Raw genomic sequence first — 16,371 nt, forward strand, 5'->3', positions numbered from 1 at the left:
TACACCCCTTCTCGCGAGCCCCCCGGCCCGCATCTTCAAGAAACGTTTCAGCGGCGCTGCACCCGCATCGCCCAGCCGACCGCGGCGACCGGCACCGCCAGCGCGATCCACGACAGCAGGTCGCGTCCGCCATCGCCGGTCAGCGCGCTCAGCAGGCCGAGGATCGACAGCAGCGCGATCGCCACCGGCAGCGCAAAGGTCGACCGGATCATTCGGCCGGCACCAGCACGCCGCCGCTCTCCACCTCTCGCACGCGCTGCGGCAGCGGGGCGCGGCGCTTGCCGAGCCACAGGTAGAGGCCGGACCCCAGGATCACGATCGTGAAGCCGTCAAGCAGCGCCCACAGGATCTTGAGCGGCAGCGCGCCATAGTCGCCGAAGTGCAGCGGCCGCGACAGCGACAGCGCCTGGAAATACCAAGGCATCGGCCGCACGTCGGTCAACCGGCCGCTCTCCGCATCGATCAGCGCCGGCGTCAGCAGATGCTCGGTGAGCGGCGTGTCGCCTTGCAGGAACACCGCATAATGGTGCTTGCTGCTGTACGACCCGCCCGGGAAGGCGATGAACTGCGGATTGTTGCCCGGCCGCGCACGCCGCGCCGCCGCCATCGCCGCGTCGAGCGAGCCGTAGCGCGACGGCGGCAGCGCCTCGCGCCCGGCATAGGCCCGCGTCATCTCGGCCAGCTCGTCGCGCTGCCACAGCTGGGTGATCGGATCGGCCAGCGCGTTGACCACGCCGGTCAGCCCCACCACCGCCATCCAGGCGAGCGCGACGATGCCGAGCAGGTTGTGATAATCGAGCCACTTGATCCGCCGGCTGCGCGAGGTGCGCAGCGTGCCGAAGTCGAGCTTGCGCATGAACGGTGCGTAGAGGACCACGCCCGACACGATCGAGGCGACGAACACCACGCCCATCGCGCCCAGGAACAACATGCCCGGCAGCCCCAGGAACATGTCGGTGTGGAGTTGGAGCAGGAAGTGCATCACGCCGTCGTCGGAGGCGACCTCCGCCAGCTCGCCGGTGGCGCGGTTGTAGGTCTGCATCGTCATTTCCGACCCGGGCGCATCGGGGCGCGGGCCGGTGGTGATGGTCATCTGCGGGCGTTCGTTGTCGAACGCCATGAACAGCGGCACCTCGCCGGGACGTGCCGCCAGCGCCTTGGCGAGCATGGTGTCGAGCGGCAGCAGCCCGGGCCCCTCGCCCGACGACGGCAGTCCCGCCATGCCGGCGGCGACATCGGCGCCGCTCAGCCGGTCGATCTCGTCGTGGAAGATCAGCGGCAGCCCGGTGACGCACAGCATCAGCAGGAAGGCCGTGCAGACCAGGCTGGTCCACTTGTGCACCAGATACCAGGCGCGGACGGTGCCCCGCGTCATCGGTTCCTGCTTCCCGGGATCGTCGCCGCCGCCGCCCTCATGAGGCGGCGCTGTAGTCCAACCCGCATTTGCGAACAAGTCGCATTATTATTGAGATTGCGCCGTCACACCTCTGCCCAGCGCCGCAAGAGGTTGTGATAGACTCCCGTCAGCTCGATCACGGAGCGGTCGGCGTGACCAAGTTCGCCGGCAAGCCGCTGCACCGACTGGTCGAGTTCGAACAGGATGCGGCGCTCGCCGTCGTCGCGGACCATCGACTGCATCCAGAAAAAGGACGCGACCCGCCGCCCGCGCGTCACCGGCTCGACGCGGTGGAGGCTGGAGGCGGGATAGAGGATCAGGTGCCCGGCGGGCAGCTTGACGCTCTGCGCGCCGAACTGGCCCTCGATCAGCAGCTCGCCGCCGTCGTACGCGTCGGGGTCCTCCAGGAACAGCGTCGCCGACAGATCGCTGCGGATGCGGAAGTCGGTACCGCGCTGGATGCGCACGGCATTGTCGACGTGCGCGCCGAAGGTCTGGCCGACGCCGTAGCGGTTGAACAGCGGCGGGAACACCTTGGCCGGCAGCGCCGCCGCGACGAACAGCGGCGTGCGCCCCAGCGCGTCGAGGATCATGCCGCCCGCCTGCTTGGCGGCGGCAGAGCCTTCCGGCAGCTGTTCGTTGCGCTTGGCAAGCGCGGACTGGTGGCCGGAGGTGACGTTGCCGTCGACCCATTCGGCCGCATCGATGAGCCCGCGCAGCCGCTGGACGGCGTCGGCATCGAGCACATCGGGTATCGCGATCAGCATGGCACCCCCTCCCTTTTCGAACTGCGGCGCCGACACCGCGTGGCGATGCCGGCGCCGCCCCCCGGTTACATCCGGTAGCTGAGCGTCAGCACCGCCGAGCGTGCCTCGCCCGCGGTCGCCCAGCCGTTGTTGCGCACCCGCGTGTAATATTCGGTGTCGCCGACGTTCTTCACGTTGAGCTGCGCGGAGAAGTTGGGCGTGACGTCGTACGCCAGATAGGCGTTGTGGACGAGGTAGTCGTCGACCTTGAACAGCACCGTCTCCCGTGTGGGGCTGCTGTTGTTGAGGTGGAAGCTGCCCTGATAGGTCAGGCCATATCCCACGCTCAGCCCGAACGGCAGGCGATAGGTGGTGAACAGGCTGCCCGAATGTTCGGGCACGTTGGTGAGCGGATTGCCCGCCTGCGGGTCGAGCGTTCCCGGCGACGCGTTCTTGGCGATGCTGCGCAGCACCTCGCTGTCGAGATAGGTGTAGTTGGCCGTGATCGTCCACGCCGGGGTGATCCGCCCCACGGCGCCCAGTGCGATGCCGTCGACGCGCGACTTGCCGTCGAGCTGCTGCTCGGGAACCGTGGAGTCCGCGGTGGCGACCTTGTACTGGTCGCGCTCGTTGCGGAACGCCGCCGCGGTCAGCAGCAGCCGCCCGCCCGACAGCTCGGCCTTGGCGCCGATCTCATAGTTCTTGGCGCTTTCCGGCTTCACGTTGCAGGTGCTGGCGGTAGCGTTGTTCACGCCGGAGATCGTGCACGAACCGTTGACCGAGGTCTTCGACGGCGTCTTGGAGTTGCCGTAGGCAGCGTAGAGGCTCACCGCTTCGATCGGCTTGTAGACTGCGCCGATCCGGTACGAGAACAGGTCGTCCGAGTTGTCGACGCGGGTGCCCGGAGTCACCGTGCCGAGCGGCACCGCACCGGTGCTCGTCGCCTGCACGGTATCGGGGCGGAACCAGCCCTTGTTGTGCTCGTAGCGGACGCCGCCGTTGATCTCGAAATGGTCGGAGACCTTGGTCGCGTCGAACAGATAGGCGGCGTAGTTCTCCAGCTCGCCGCTCTGCTGTGCGGTCGGGATGAAGTTCACCGGCCCCGTGTAGACGTTGCTGCCATAGGTGAACCCGGCCGGGCCCGCGACGACGTCATTGGGGTTGGCGATCGAGATCAGCGGCAGGCTGGCGAACGGGTTGCTGCCGTCGGCGTTGCGCAGCGAGCTGCCGCTGCGCAGGAAGAACTTTTCCCAGCTGACGGCGGCGCCCAGCGTCACCGTGTGTTCGATGCCCCCGGTGTCGACCACTGCGCGCAGGTCGAGCTGGTTGAACGCCAGCTGGTTGCGCGTATCGCGCGTGTTCCCGCGCGGGCCGGAGGGCAGGTAATAGCCGGGCGGCGCGACCACCGCGCCAGTGCTGTTGATGCAGGGACCGCCTGCGGGAAGCACGGCATCCGCCAGGCAGTAGCTGCCCTGCGGCGGATCGACCAGCGTGAACTGGCGCACGTCCTGCCAGCGGGTCAGGTTGCGCAGGCTCAGCCGGTCGCTGAACTCATGCTCGAACGTCGCGGTCAGCTGATCGACGTTCGATTCCTGCGTGTCGATGTTGCGATAGCCATAATAGCTGCTGCGATCGACACCAGGGAGCGGCCCGTCATGGTCGGCGTTGACGTAGTAAGGCACGCCGTACTGCGGGATGTTCTCGTCCTCCTGGTGGAGGTACTGGAAGGTCAGCCGCGTCGGCCCCTCGATCCCGATCGTCACCGACGGCGCGACGCCCCAGCGGCGGTAGTTCTCGACGTCGCGGCCGGGCACGTCGTTCCGGTGCGCCATCGCGTTGAGCCGCACCGCGACGAGATCGTTGACCCGCACGTTGGTGTCGACGGTGCCGCGATAATAGTCGTCGGTGCCGATGCCGCCGGTCACCACCGTGCGATCGATGGAGAGCGGCCGCTTGGTGACCAGATTGATCGAGCCGCCGACCGAGCCCGACCCGGCGTAGACCGAGTTGGCGCCGTTCACGACCTCCAGCTGCTCGAGGTTGAACGAGTCCGTGCGGGTATATTGCGCGCTGTCGCGCACCCCGTCCTGAGCGATGTCGCTGTTGGCCGAATAGCCGCGCAAGTTGATCGAGTCGCCGTAGCCGCCGCCGCCCTCGCCCGCGCCGAAGGTGATGCCCGGCACCGTCGTCAGCACGTCGCGCAGCGTCAGCAGGTTCTGCTGCTCGATCGTCTCGTTGGTGATGACGGTGACGGTCTGCGGCGTGTCCCGGACCTTGCGGGTGTTCTTCGGGCTCTCCTGGCGCGGCGCATAGACCTGTCCGGTCACCACCACCTCGTCGGTACGGAGCAGCTGGTCGTCCGGATCGGCCGGCCGGTTCGCCGCTGCCGGATCGGCCATCTCGCCAGCGGTCGCCGGGCTCGACGCGATGAAACCGACGCAGGAAAGCGCCAGGAAAGGCGCGGCCGGAAGCCGCGGCGCGGTACGCTGTCGCATGGAAATCCCCCCAATGCAGAATGCTTGCGAGCACCTGCTATTGCGAGTCGTTCTCTACGTCAACGCTATTGCGAGCTATTCTCATTGCGATCGGTCAAAAAGGTGCCGAGCAACCATGATCGCAAGGCGCTTGCAAGGTTGGGCGGATCCTCGGCGTCGATGCGGGCGACGTCGATGCGCGCGATCAGGGCGTTGAGCGGCAGCGCGCGCGCGGCGGCTTCCTGCTCCAGCGCCTGCCAGAACAGCGGTTCGAGGCTGATCGAGGTCGAATGGCCGGCGATCGTCACCGATCGCTTGACCGGCCCGGCGAAGCCGCCGGGCGGCGGCTCCACCTCCTTCACGGCGTGTCGAACAGCGCCGCGAGCTGGTCGATCATCGTGCCGGCAAGCTGCTCGGCGTCCATGATCGTCACCGCGCGCGCGTACCAGCGCGTCACGTCGTGGCCGATGCCGATCGCCACCAGCTCGACGGGCGAGCGCCCTTCGATCCAGCCGATCACCTGCCGCAGGTGCCGCTCCAGATAGCTGCCCGAGTTCACCGACAGGGTGGAATCGTCGACCGGCGCACCGTCGGAAATGACCATCAACACCTTGCGATCCTCCGGCCGGGCGATCAGCCGCCCGTGCGCCCACAGCAGCGCCTCGCCGTCGATGTTCTCCTTGAGCAGCCCCTCGCGCATCATCAGGCCCAGCGCCTTCTTGGCACGGCGCCACGGCTCGTCGGCCTGCTTGTAGACGATGTGACGGACGTCGTTGAGCCGGCCCGGATGCGGCGGACGGCCTGCCGCCAGCCACGCCTCGCGCGACTGGCCGCCCTTCCACGCGCGGGTGGTGAAGCCCAGCACCTCGACCTTCACCCCCACCCGCTCCAGCGTGCGCGCGAGGATGTCGGCGCTGATCGCCGCGATCGAAATCGGCCGACCGCGCATCGACCCCGAATTGTCGATCAGCAGCGTGACGACCGTATCGCGGAACTCGGCCTCGCGCTCGATCTTGTACGACAGCGACTGGCCGGGGTTGAGGACGACGCGCGCCAGCCGCGCCGCGTCGAGCAGCCCTTCCTCCTGGTCGAAATCCCACGAGCGCGACTGCTGCGCCATCAGCCGCCGCTGCAGCCGGTTGGCGAGCTTGGTGACCACGCCCTGCAACTGCACCAGTTGCTGGTCGAGATAGGCACGCAGCCGGTCGAGCTCGTCGGAATCGCACAGCTCGGTCGCGGCGACCACCTCGTCGAACGCAGTGGTGAAGGCACGATAGTCGAACTGCGCAGGCTGATCGGACCAGTTGCGGTTCGGCCGGACCGGCATCATGCCGTCGCCTTCGTCACCCGGCTCGCCCTCGCCGTCCTCGGCCGCGTCGTCGGTGCGGTCCTCGCCTTCGCCCTCGCCCTGCTCGTCGCGGCGATCCTGCCCGCGCGCCTCGACCTCGCCCTCGCCGCCGGGCTGCTGCTCTGCCTCGCCCTCGTCGCCTGCGTCGTCCGGCTGGTCCTCGGTGCCGTCCTCCTCCTCACCGCCTTCGTCGCGGTCGTCGGGCTCGACCTCGCCCTGGACAAGCTCGAGCCCTTCCAGCAGGCGCGTCGTCCCGCGCGCGAACGCCGCCTGGTCGCCAACCGACGCCGCCAGCGTATCGAGCGCATCGCCGGCGCGCTCCTCGATCCAGTCCTGGACCAGCGCCATGCCAGGCGCGGCGGCAGCGGGCGGCAGCTTGCCGGTCAGCCGCTCGCGGATCATCAGCGCGACCGCAGTCGACAGCGGCACCTCGGCGCGGTTGCGGGCACGCGCGATCGGGTCCGAACGCAGCCGCATCGCCAGCGCCTGGTCGAGGTTGTCGGCGATGCCGGCATAGCCCTGCGACCCGAGCGCCTCGACCCGCGCGGTCTCGGCCGCATCGAACACCGCGCGCGCGACGGCGTCGGCCGGGGCGTTGCGCGCGTGCGTCGCGCCGTCGTGCAGCCGCAGCCGCAGCGCGAAGCCGTCGGCAAAACCGCGCGCCTCGGCGACCTGCTCCGGCGGCAGCGTGCGCGAGGGCATCGGCACCTTGATGTGCCGCCCGGACGCGGCCGGCGCATCGGCGGTGTAGCCGAGCTCCACCTCCGCATCGCCCGAAAGCGCGCGTGCCGTCCCCCGCAGCGCGTCGCGGAACTGGTCGAGAAGCGTGTCTGTCGCCATTACCAAAGCGTCTCGCATCCGAACGCCGCGAACTGCGGGTCCCTGGTGATCACGGTCAAGCCGTCGACGAGGCCCTGCGCCGCGATCATGCGATCGAACGGGTCGCGGTGGTCGCCGGCCATCAGCCCCGCCGTCCGGCAATGATCCTGGCGAAGCGGCAGGTGGATCATGCCATCCGCGATCACCGCCCCCTCGAACTGCTGCAGCGGCTCGAGCATCGCCGGCAACTGGCCGGACCGCACCTTGAGCGCGATCTCGAACGCGGAGACGGCGCTCACTGCCACGCGGTTGCCCCGCGCGCCGATCGCGGCGCGGGCAGGCGCCGACAGCTTCGGGTCGCCGAGCCACCACCAGATCAGAGCATGGGTGTCGAGCAGATAGGTCAAGCGTCAGAGATCCGCCAGCTTGCCTTCGAAGCGGTCGAGCTCGGCGTCGCCATATTCGGGCGCGAACCAGACGTCGCTCGGCACCGCTGCCCGCAGATGCGCGAACCGGCCGGGGCGCCGCGGTTCAGTCGTCGCCGGTGCGACCGGAACGAGCCGGGCGTAGGGCACGCCAGCCTTGGCGAGCACGATCTCCTCGCCCGCATGCGCACGGTCGATCAGCCGGGAGAAGTGGGTCTTCGCCTCGTGGACGTTATAGATCTTGTGCGGGTCGGCCTCGGCCATTGCGCGCCTCCACAGGGTGGACCAACCAATTAGTCCACCCCTGTTCCCGGTTCAACCCTTCTTCGCCACGCTTTCGGGCAGGTCCTTGCCGAACACGCGCTGGTAGTATTCGGCGACCAGCCCGCGCTCCGCCTCGTCGCACTTGTTGAGGAACGACAGGCGGAAGGCGAAGCCCACGTCCTTGAAGATCAGCGCGTTCTGCGCCCAGGTGATCACCGTGCGCGGGCTCATCACCGTCGAGATGTCGCCGTTGACGAAGCCGCGGCGGCTGAGCTCGGCGACGCGGACCATCTTCTCGACGGTCTCCTTGCCGCCGGCCTGGTCGTACTCGCCCGACTTGGCGAGGACGATGTTGGCCTCGGTCTCGGCGGGCAGATAGTTGAGCGTGACGACGATGTTCCAGCGGTCCATCTGGCCCTGGTTGATCTGCTGAGTGCCGTGATAGAGCCCGCTGGTGTCGCCCAGCCCGACCGTGTTGGCGGTTGCGAACAGGCGGAAATAGGGGTTCGGGCGGATCACGCGATTCTGGTCGAGCAGCGTCAGCTTGCCCTCGGTCTCCAGCACGCGCTGGATCACGAACATCACGTCGGGGCGGCCGGCGTCGTATTCGTCGAACACCAGCGCGGTCGGCGTCTGCAGCGCCCAGGGCAGCAGCCCCTCGCGGAACTCGGTGACCTGCTGGCCGTCCTTCAGCACGATCGCGTCGCGGCCGATCAGGTCGATGCGGCTGATGTGCGCGTCCAGGTTGATGCGGATCGACGGCCAGTTGAGCCGCGCCGCCACCTGCTCGATGTGGGTCGACTTGCCGGTGCCGTGATAGCCCTGCACCATCACCCGGCGGTTGTGTGCGAAGCCCGCCAGGATCGCGAGCGTCGTATCCGGATCGAACACATAGGCCGGATCGGCGTCGGGCACGCGCTCGTCGGCGACGCTGAACGCCGGCACCTCCATGTCGATGTCGATGCCGAAGACGTCGCGCACCTTCACGGTGCGGTCGGGCGCGTCGAGGACGGTGGTTTCGCTGCGGTCGGTCTGGAGGTCGGGGATGCTGGTCATGGAAGCCTTTCGTGCCCGCGGGGCTCGGGCACGCTTTAGGCGCAACGGGCCCGGTTACTCAACGGCCACCTTGTCCGGCAGAGCGAAGAGAGTGACGAACCGCTCGGCCGCCGCCCGGTTCCCCTCGACGCGCAGCATCCCCGCCGCCTCCGCCGCGGCCAGCGGCATGCCGCCGTAGACCACCGGCAGGAACGCAGAGGCGCCGCCGCTCAACACCGTGTCGGCGCCCTCGACGCTTCCCCGCGCGACCCGCAGCTCGCCGTCGCCGAGCCGCGCGACGAACGTCTCCTCGCCGACGCGAATGCCGACCGCGACCCGCCACGCCCCCACCCGCCCGGGCACCAGCAGCATCCGCAGCGACAGCAGCAGCGACACCGCCGAGAACGGCAGGCTCGGGTCGTGCGTCGGCGAGCGCAGCGCCCAGCGCGCGAGTGCCAGGATGACCGGCTCGCTCTCCCGCCCCCAGGCGGTGAGCTCATAGACCTGGACGTTGGCGGGCGACGGCAGCTTGTAGCGCCGGACGATGCCCGACGCTTCGAGCGAGGCGAGCCGCTGGGTCAGGATATTGGCGCTCAGCCCCGGCAGCCCGGCGCGCAGCTCGCCGAAGCGCCGCGGCCCCAGCAGCAGCTCGCGCATGATCAGCAGCGCCCAGCGTTCGCCGACGAATTCCATCCCCAACGCGGCACCGCAGGCATCATCATACCAGCGCTTTTCCACCTTAGTTATTTTTTGTGACTCCATAGTTGCCAAAGATAAGTACGGCGGGCATGCTGGTCAAACATCGAGTCGGGAGAGGGTTCGAACATGGCACGCGATATCTTCGTGAACCTGCCGGTGGCCGACGTGGCGCGGTCGACCGCCTTCTACGAAGCGATCGGCTTCGAGAAGAACCCGGACTTCTCCAACGAGCAGGCGTGGGCGATGCGCTGGACCGATGCCATCTACGTGATGCTGCTCGACAACGCCTTCTACGCCACCTTCACCGACAAGAAGATCCTCGACGCAAAGACGCACAGCGGCGCGCTGCTGGCGCTCGGGTTTGATAGTCGCGCGGATGTCGACGCGATCACCCAGGCCGCGCTCACTGCCGGGGGGCGCGAACTCCACGATCCGGAGGACTTAGGGTTCATGTACAGCCGCGCCTTCGAAGATCCCGACGGCCACGGCTGGGGCCCGTTCACGATGGATGTCGCGGCCGCGCCCGCCGCGCAGCCGGAGGAGGCGTGACATGTCGTTCCAGGCCTATCTCGACACGATCGAACGCACCACCGGCAAGACTCCGGCCGGCTTCACCGCCGACGGCGGCATCGCGCCGGGGGTGAAGGCGACCCGGATCACCGACTGGCTCAAGAGCGACTATGGGCTCGGCCACGGCCATGCGATGGCGATCTACGCGCTGCTGAAGGGCACCAAGCGGGAGGGCGACGCATGACCCGGCCCGTCATCACCGCCTACGACTGGGTGCCCGACTTCGCCAAGGGGCTGGTGCGCGACCTGCAGGTGCGCTGGGCGCTCGAAGAGGTCGGCCGATCCTATGACGTCCGCTACCTGTCGCAGGGCAGCCAGAAGGCGCCCGCGCATCGCGCGCAGCAGCCGTTCGGCCAGGTGCCGACCTATCAGCAGGGCGATCTGGTGCTGTTCGAATCCGGCGCGATCGTGCTCCACATCGCCCGGACCCACGCCGGGCTGCTGCCCGACGATCCGTCCGGGCGCGCCCGCGCGATCGAGTGGATGTTCGCCGCGCTCAACACCGTCGAGCCGCCGATCACCGACTATGGCGTCGCCGCGGTGCTCGAGCGCGACCAGCCCTGGTCGCAGCCGCGCATGCCGGCGGTGGTCGCGCGGATCGAGGAGCGGCTGGGCGACCTCGCCGCGCGGCTGGCCGACGCCGAGTGGCTCGACGGCAGCTTCTCGGCGGGCGACCTGATGATGGTCGGGGTGCTGCGCCAGTTGCGGGACAGCGGCTTGGTCGAGGCGCATCCGACGCTCGCGGCCTACGTCGACCGCGGCACCGCGAGGCCCGCGTTCCGGCGCGCGCTCGACGCGCAGATGCAGGGCTTCACCGGCAGCCCGCCGCCCGGCTTCGCGGCATGGCTGGAGAAGCAGGCGCAGGGCGCGGCGGCATGAGCGTGGACGGCCCGCGTATCGTCCGCAGCGGTTTTCTCCCGATCCTCGACGCATAGGAGCAGCGACATGCGCAATCCGCACGGCTTCCCGATCTGGTACGAGCTGACCACCCCCGACCCCGATGCCGCCGCCCGCTTCTACGAGGCGGCGATCGGCTGGCGGGTCGGCGGGCCGATGTCGGCGGAGATGGACTATCGGCTGATCGACGCCGGGAACGGCGAGGTCGGCGGGGTGATGCGGCTCACGCCCGAGTTGAAGGGCAAGGGCGCCGAGCCCGGCTGGCTGTTCTACCTGGGCGTCGACGACGTCGACGCGACCGCCGCCCGGATCGATCAGGCCGGCGGCAGCATCCATGTGCCGCCGCAGACGATCGAGGGCGTCGGCCGCTTCGCGATGGTCGCCGACCCGCAGGGCATTCCCTTCTATGTGATGCGCGGCGAAAGCGACGAGGCGAGCCGCGCCTGGGAGGTGAACGGCCAGGGCAAGTGCGGCTGGAACGAGCTGACCACCCCCGATCAGGCCGGTGCGCTCGACTTCTACGCCGAGATGTTCGGCTGGACCTACCCCGACCGCATGTCGATGGGAGAGGCCGGCGACTATATATTTGTGGAGTCGGGCGGCGAGACGATCGGCGCGATCATGCAGCGGCCGGCGGAGTCGCCCGTCACCGGCTGGCAATTCTATTTCCGCGCGCCCGACGTTGCGGCAGCCGCCGAGCAGGTGCGCAGCGGCGGCGGTACCGTGGCGATGGGGCCGATGGACGTGCCCGGCGACGAGCGGATCATCGTCGCGATCGATCCCCACGGCGCGCTGTTCGGCGTCGTCTCCGGCACCCGGACACAGCGATGAGCGCGGCACCCGGCATCGCCGCCTGCCTGTGGTACGACGGCCGCGCCGCGGACGCCGCGCGCTTCTACGCCGCGACTTTCCCCGACAGCCGCATCACCGCGGTCCGGCGCAGCCCGGTCGACTATCCGGCAGGCAAGGCCGACGACGTGCTGACGGTCGAGTTCACCATCCGGGGCATGGCGTTCGTGGCGCTCAACGGCGGCCCCGGCCACCCGCACAGCGATGCGGCCTCGTTCCAGATCTTCACCGAGGATCAGGCCGAGACCGACCGCATCTGGGCCGCGCTGATCGCCGACGGCGGTGCCGAGGTGGCGTGCAGCTGGTGCCGCGACCGCTGGGGCGTGTCGTGGCAGATCGTACCCCGCCAACTCACCGACGCGCTTGCCGACCCCGACCCGGCCGCCGCCGCACGCGCGATGCAGGCCATGATGGGCATGGTGAAGATCGACATCGCCGCGATCGAAGCGGCACGCAACGGAGGTTGACGATGCGCCACACGCTCGCGATCGACTATGTCATCGACGCACCCGTCGCCGCCGTGTGGCGAGCATGGCGCGATCACCTCGCCGAATGGTGGTGCCCCCTGCCCTGGCGGACCGAGGTCGAGACGCTCGACCTGCATGCCGGCGGCAAGTTCGTGGCGATCATGATCGAACCCGAAGGCGACCGCCACCGCGGCGAGAGCGTCTTCCTGGAGGTGGTGCCCGAACGTCGCGTCGTGTTCACCAACGCGCTCGCCGAAGGCTTCTGGCCGCATCAAGAGGAGCCGTTCGCGTTCGTCGGCGTGTTCGAGTTCGAGCCAGACGGAAACCGCACCCGCTACCGCGGCGAGGCACGCCACTGGAGCGCCGAAGACCGCGACAGGCACGCAAGCTTCGGCTTCGACGAGGGCTGGCGGGCGGTGGCCAAGCAGCTGGAGGCGGTGGCGCAGCGGATCGTGGCGTCGGAGGTGGCATAAAACCGTTCTCCCAGCGCAACCGTTCCCCGGCGAAGGCCGGGGCCCAGTTACGATTGGGTGCAGTAGCGCACCTCCCTCCGCGGCCTTCCCGACTGGGCCCCGGCCTCCGCCGGGGGAACGGAAGAAGAGGACTTTGTCGCTTGCCCGCTCAGCCCGCGAACGCAGGCGAGCCCTTGAGCTGCTGGTACGCCGCGATCACCTTCTGCAGCGCGGCCTCGTGGCTGCGGTCGCCACCGTTGCGGTCCGGATGATAGCGGCGCACCAGCTCGCTGTAGCGCTTGCGCAGCGCGTGGCGGTCGGCGTCGACCTCCAGCCCCAGCGCCTTGAGCGCCGAGCGATCGCCGGGCGTCAGCGGCCGACCGTCCTTGCGCTCCGCACGCACGCTCGCCTTGAACTTCGCGCCGATTGCGTCGAGCGGATCGGCGAAGTCGGCCCAACGCGGACCGCGGTCGGTGCCCGCGCCGGTGAAGGCGCGCGTCTCCCGCTCCCAGCCGGCCATCGGCCGCTGCGCGTCGTGGATCTCCTCCGCGGTCATGCCTGCGAAGAAGTTATAGCCGGCGTTGAAGGCACGGACATGCTCCAGGCAGAACCAGCGATAGCTACTCGGCCGGTCGCCGTTCTGCGGCGCACCCTCCAGCGGCGGCGCGCGGAACTCGCCCGCCTCCGCGCAGCCCGGCGCCTCGCAGGGGCGTCCACTTTCCACCCGGCCGTGGAACCTCGTGTTCGGCCGGTCCTTCCCGATCTTCTCGCGCGCCACGCGACTCCCTCGTGCAAACGCCGTATATAGGCGCGATGCACAACACCGCCACCGGCCCCGTCGCGTCCGAAATCGCCGCCCGCCTCACCGAAGCGCTCGAGCCCACCCATCTGGAGGTCGTCAACGACAGCGGGCGCCACGCCGGCCACAGCGGCGACAACGGCACCGGCGAATCGCATTTCACGGTCATCATCGAGAGCGGGGCCTTCGTCGGCCGCTCGCGCGTTGAGCGGCAGCGGCTGGTGAACCGGGCCCTTTCGGACCTGCTCGTCGAACGCGTCCACGCGCTGGCGATCCGCGCCCGTGCCCCGGGAGAAGAGAGCTGATGGACTATACGCTCTGGTACTGGCCGAGCATCCAGGGTCGCGGCGAGTTCGTCCGGCTCGCGCTGGAAGCCGCCGGGATCGCCTATCGCGACCGCGCGCGCGACGACGGTGCCGAAGCGCTGGTCGCCGACCTGGGGAGCGACCGCCCACGCCCGCCGTTCGCCCCGCCCTATCTGGAATGCGACGGGACAGTGATCGCGCAGACCGCCAATATCCTGCTCTATCTGGGTGAGCGCCATGACCTCGCCCCGTCGGGGCTCGCCGACCGACTGTGGCTGCACGAGATCCAGCTGACCGTCGCCGACATGGTTGCGGAAGCGCACAACGTCCATCATCCGGTCGCGGTCGGCGCCTATTACCACGAGCAGAAGGCCGAGGCGGCGCGCGCTGCCAAGCAGTTCCGCGCCGAGCGGATGCCCAAGTTCCTCGGCTATTTCGAGCGCGCGGCCGCGGCGAATCCGGGCGACTGGCTGATCGACGATCGCTGGACCTACGGCGACACGTCGCTGTTCCAGCTGGTCGAGGGGCTGCGCTACATGTTCCCCAAGCGCATGGCCGCGATCAAGGGCGACTATCCCGCGCTGATCGGCATCTGCCACCGGGTGAAGGCGCTGCCGGGCGTCGCCGCCTATCTCGCGAGCGAGCGACGCATTCCGTTCAACGAGGACGGCATCTTCCGCCACTATCCCGAACTCGACGGCGCGTGAGCGGGGTCGGCCGGTAGCGGCGGCGGAAATGCGCCGCCACGCGCCTCCCCGAACGCCACGCAGGCGCGCGTGTTGCGCCTGCGCCACGCGCCAAGTAAAGCCGCGCCGCTCATGACCGATCCGCTCATCCTCGCCGTCCCCAAGGGGCGCATCCTCGAAGAGGCGCTGCCGCTGCTCGCGGCCGTCGGCATCGTGCCCGAACCCGCCTTTTCGGACGAGGGCAGCCGCGCGCTGCGCTTCCGCACCAACACGCCCGCGGTCGACCTGATCCGCGTGCGCGCGTTCGACGTCGCGACCTTCGTCGCGCACGGCGCCGCCCAGCTCGGCATCGTCGGGTCGGACGTGCTCGCCGAGTTCGAATATTCGGAGCTCTACGCGCCGGTCGACCTGGGCATCGGCCATTGCCGCATCTCGGTAGCCGAGCCGGTCGGGATGGCCGAGCACGACGATCCGCGCGGCTGGAGCCACGTCCGCGTCGCCACCAAATATCCGCACGTCACCCGCGCGCATTTCGCGCGCCGCGGCGTCCAGGCCGAATGCGTCAAGCTGAACGGCGCGATGGAGCTCGCCCCCGTGCTGGGCCTCGCGCCGCGCATCGTCGACCTGGTCTCCTCGGGTCGCACGCTCAAGGAGAACGGGCTCGTCGAGGTGGAGGTGATCGCCGAGGTGAGCTCGCGCCTAGTCGCCAACCGCGCCGCGTTCAAGACCCGCGCCGACGTGGTTCCGCTGGTCGACAAGTTCCGCCGCGCGGTCGGCGCGCGTCCCCAGCCGAAGGAAGCCGCCGCATGCTGAGGCTCGACGCCAGCGATCCCGATTTCGATCGCGCCTTCGCCGAACTGGTCGATGCGCGGCGCGAGGCTGATGCCGACGTCGCGCGCGACGTGCGGGCGATCCTGGCCGCCGTGCGCGACGAGGGCGATGCCGCGCTCGGCGCCTTCACCCGCCGCTTCGACCGCCACGATCCGGAACAGACCGGCTGGCGCATCGAGCAGGCCGAATGCGTCGCCGCGCTCGAAGGGCTGTCGCCCGAGCTGCGCCAGGCGCTCGAACTCGCCCACGACCGCATCGTCGCCTATCATGCCAAGCAGCGCCCGACCGACAGCGACCACGTCGACGAGGCGGGCGTCCGGCTCGGTGCCCGCTGGCGCGCGGTCGAGGCGGCCGGCGTCTATGTGCCGGGCGGCCGCGCGGCCTATCCCTCCTCGGTGCTGATGAACGCGGTGCCCGCCAAGGTCGCCGGCGTCGAGCGGCTGGTGATGGTGACGCCGACCCCGGACGGCGAGACCAACCCGCTGGTGCTCGCCGCCGCCGCGCTCGCCGGCGTGGACGAGGTGTGGCGCGTCGGCGGTGCGCAGGCGATCGCCGCGCTCGCCTATGGAACCGGCCGGATCAAGCCGGTCGACGTCGTCACCGGCCCCGGCAACGCCTGGGTGGCGGAGGCCAAGCGCCAGCTCTACGGTGTCGTCGGCATCGACATGGTCGCCGGCCCGTCCGAGATCGTCGTCGTCGCGGACGGCGCCAACGATCCCGAATGGATCGCCGCCGACCTGCTCAGCCAGGCCGAGCACGACCCCACCAGCCAGTCGATCCTGTTCACCGACGACGCGCTGTTCGCCGACGCCGTCGCCGACGCGGTCGACCGCCAGATCGGCACGCTTGCCACCAAGGCGGTCGCGCGCGACAGCTGGGACGCCAACGGCGCGATCGTGCTGGTCGAACGCCTCGATCAGGCGATGCCGCTGGTCGACCGGCTCGCACCCGAGCATCTCGAGCTCGCGGTCGATGATCCGCAGCCGCTGTTTGACCGGGTGCGCAACGCCGGCTCCGTCTTCCTCGGCCGCCACACGCCCGAGGCGGTGGGCGATTACGTCGCCGGCCCCAACCACGTGCTGCCGACCGGGCGGCGCGCGCGCTTCGCCTCCGGGTTGTCGGTGCTCGACTATATGAAGCGCACCAGCTTCCTGGGGCTCGACGCCGCCGCGCTCGGCCGGATCGGCCCCGCGGCGGTGACGCTGGCCGAGGCGGAGGGGCTTCCCGCCCACGCCCGCTCGGTCGCGATCCGCCTTTCCTGACCCTCATGGCGCGCGCAGCGATGCGCCGCCCGCCAACGGACCTGTTG

Annotated in this window: 21 protein-coding genes; 10 read left to right on the plus strand and 11 right to left on the minus strand. The window is 69.6% G+C overall.

The genetic code is table 11. The features are described 5' to 3' along the window. Positions 1-47 precede the first annotated feature (47 nt). The 10 genes from ACBY01_RS08345 to ACBY01_RS08390 all read right to left on the minus strand — a co-directional run bounded on the left by ACBY01_RS08345 (position 48) and on the right by ACBY01_RS08390 (position 9,245). Positions 48-212 carry a hypothetical protein gene (locus tag ACBY01_RS08345; RefSeq protein ID WP_416460344.1) on the minus strand — a complete coding sequence of 55 codons (165 nt, stop codon included), beginning with the start codon at positions 210-212 and terminating at the stop codon, positions 48-50. Further along, positions 209-1,375 (minus strand): PepSY-associated TM helix domain-containing protein, encoded by a 1,167-nt coding sequence (locus ACBY01_RS08350; protein ID WP_416460345.1) that lies wholly within the window; start codon positions 1,373-1,375, stop codon positions 209-211. Before ACBY01_RS08350 ends, ACBY01_RS08345 begins: the two co-directional genes overlap by 4 nt. A gap of 104 nt (positions 1,376-1,479) precedes the next feature. Beyond that, positions 1,480-2,163: a Fe2+-dependent dioxygenase gene (locus tag ACBY01_RS08355; RefSeq protein WP_416460346.1), complete on the minus strand. Its 684-nt coding sequence runs from the start codon at positions 2,161-2,163 to the stop codon at positions 1,480-1,482. Positions 2,164-2,228: 65 nt separating this feature from the next. Next, on the minus strand, positions 2,229-4,637 hold the full coding sequence (locus tag ACBY01_RS08360; protein WP_416460347.1) for a TonB-dependent receptor: 2,409 nt from the start codon (positions 4,635-4,637) through the stop codon (positions 2,229-2,231). Positions 4,638-4,702: 65 nt separating this feature from the next. Continuing rightward, positions 4,703-4,978 carry a ribbon-helix-helix domain-containing protein gene (locus ACBY01_RS08365; protein ID WP_416460348.1) on the minus strand — a complete coding sequence of 92 codons (276 nt, stop codon included), beginning with the start codon at positions 4,976-4,978 and terminating at the stop codon, positions 4,703-4,705. Then, positions 4,975-6,804 (minus strand): cobaltochelatase subunit CobT, encoded by a 1,830-nt coding sequence (gene cobT / locus ACBY01_RS08370; RefSeq protein WP_416460349.1) that lies wholly within the window; start codon positions 6,802-6,804, stop codon positions 4,975-4,977. Before cobT ends, ACBY01_RS08365 begins: the two co-directional genes overlap by 4 nt. Then, entirely contained in the window at positions 6,804-7,190 is a 387-nt protein-coding gene (locus ACBY01_RS08375) for a type II toxin-antitoxin system VapC family toxin (RefSeq protein WP_416460350.1), read from the minus strand. Before ACBY01_RS08375 ends, cobT begins: the two co-directional genes overlap by 1 nt. 3 nt (positions 7,191-7,193) lie before the next feature. After that, positions 7,194-7,472: a type II toxin-antitoxin system Phd/YefM family antitoxin gene (locus ACBY01_RS08380; RefSeq protein ID WP_416460351.1), complete on the minus strand. Its 279-nt coding sequence runs from the start codon at positions 7,470-7,472 to the stop codon at positions 7,194-7,196. Between the two features lie 51 nt (positions 7,473-7,523). Next, on the minus strand, positions 7,524-8,528 hold the full coding sequence (gene cobS, locus ACBY01_RS08385) for a cobaltochelatase subunit CobS (RefSeq protein WP_416460352.1): 1,005 nt from the start codon (positions 8,526-8,528) through the stop codon (positions 7,524-7,526). A gap of 54 nt (positions 8,529-8,582) precedes the next feature. Further along, complete coding sequence (locus ACBY01_RS08390; protein ID WP_416460353.1) at positions 8,583-9,245, minus strand: winged helix-turn-helix transcriptional regulator; 663 nt, start codon at positions 9,243-9,245, stop codon at positions 8,583-8,585. A gap of 87 nt (positions 9,246-9,332) precedes the next feature. On the opposite strand from ACBY01_RS08390, the gene ACBY01_RS08395 reads away from it, so the two are divergent. From ACBY01_RS08395 to ACBY01_RS08420, 6 genes are all read left to right on the plus strand, one after another. After that, positions 9,333-9,755, plus strand: coding sequence for a VOC family protein (locus ACBY01_RS08395; RefSeq protein WP_416460354.1), 423 nt, complete (start codon positions 9,333-9,335; stop codon positions 9,753-9,755). Between the two features lies 1 nt (position 9,756). After that, entirely contained in the window at positions 9,757-9,960 is a 204-nt protein-coding gene (locus ACBY01_RS08400) for a DUF4287 domain-containing protein (protein WP_416460355.1), read from the plus strand. Beyond that, positions 9,957-10,655 carry a glutathione S-transferase family protein gene (locus ACBY01_RS08405; protein WP_416460356.1) on the plus strand — a complete coding sequence of 233 codons (699 nt, stop codon included), beginning with the start codon at positions 9,957-9,959 and terminating at the stop codon, positions 10,653-10,655. The genes ACBY01_RS08400 and ACBY01_RS08405 overlap by 4 nt, the downstream gene beginning before the upstream one ends. A 66-nt stretch (positions 10,656-10,721) precedes the next feature. Beyond that, positions 10,722-11,504: a VOC family protein gene (locus tag ACBY01_RS08410; protein ID WP_416460357.1), complete on the plus strand. Its 783-nt coding sequence runs from the start codon at positions 10,722-10,724 to the stop codon at positions 11,502-11,504. Beyond that, positions 11,501-11,989, plus strand: coding sequence for a VOC family protein (locus ACBY01_RS08415; protein ID WP_416460358.1), 489 nt, complete (start codon positions 11,501-11,503; stop codon positions 11,987-11,989). Before ACBY01_RS08410 ends, ACBY01_RS08415 begins: the two co-directional genes overlap by 4 nt. A 2-nt stretch (positions 11,990-11,991) precedes the next feature. Continuing rightward, positions 11,992-12,462, plus strand: a complete 471-nt coding sequence (locus ACBY01_RS08420) for an SRPBCC domain-containing protein (protein WP_416460359.1) — start codon at positions 11,992-11,994, stop codon at positions 12,460-12,462. Between the two features lie 148 nt (positions 12,463-12,610). Here ACBY01_RS08420 and ACBY01_RS08425 read toward each other — a convergent pair whose 3' ends face one another. Next, on the minus strand, positions 12,611-13,219 hold the full coding sequence (locus tag ACBY01_RS08425) for a J domain-containing protein (RefSeq protein WP_416460360.1): 609 nt from the start codon (positions 13,217-13,219) through the stop codon (positions 12,611-12,613). A 35-nt stretch (positions 13,220-13,254) separates the two neighbouring features. On the opposite strand from ACBY01_RS08425, the gene ACBY01_RS08430 reads away from it, so the two are divergent. The 4 genes from ACBY01_RS08430 to hisD all read left to right on the plus strand — a co-directional run bounded on the left by ACBY01_RS08430 (position 13,255) and on the right by hisD (position 16,324). Further along, on the plus strand, positions 13,255-13,545 hold the full coding sequence (locus ACBY01_RS08430) for a BolA family protein (RefSeq protein WP_416460361.1): 291 nt from the start codon (positions 13,255-13,257) through the stop codon (positions 13,543-13,545). Next, complete coding sequence (locus tag ACBY01_RS08435) at positions 13,545-14,252, plus strand: glutathione S-transferase (RefSeq protein ID WP_416460362.1); 708 nt, start codon at positions 13,545-13,547, stop codon at positions 14,250-14,252. The genes ACBY01_RS08430 and ACBY01_RS08435 overlap by 1 nt, the downstream gene beginning before the upstream one ends. A 111-nt stretch (positions 14,253-14,363) precedes the next feature. Beyond that, entirely contained in the window at positions 14,364-15,044 is a 681-nt protein-coding gene (hisG, locus tag ACBY01_RS08440) for an ATP phosphoribosyltransferase (protein ID WP_416460363.1), read from the plus strand. After that, on the plus strand, positions 15,038-16,324 hold the full coding sequence (gene hisD, locus ACBY01_RS08445; protein ID WP_416460364.1) for a histidinol dehydrogenase: 1,287 nt from the start codon (positions 15,038-15,040) through the stop codon (positions 16,322-16,324). The genes hisG and hisD overlap by 7 nt, the downstream gene beginning before the upstream one ends. Positions 16,325-16,371 lie beyond the last annotated feature (47 nt).

This window comes from Sphingomonas mangrovi, from assembly GCF_047975845.1.
Classification (GTDB): Bacteria; Pseudomonadota; Alphaproteobacteria; order Sphingomonadales; family Sphingomonadaceae; genus Sphingomonas.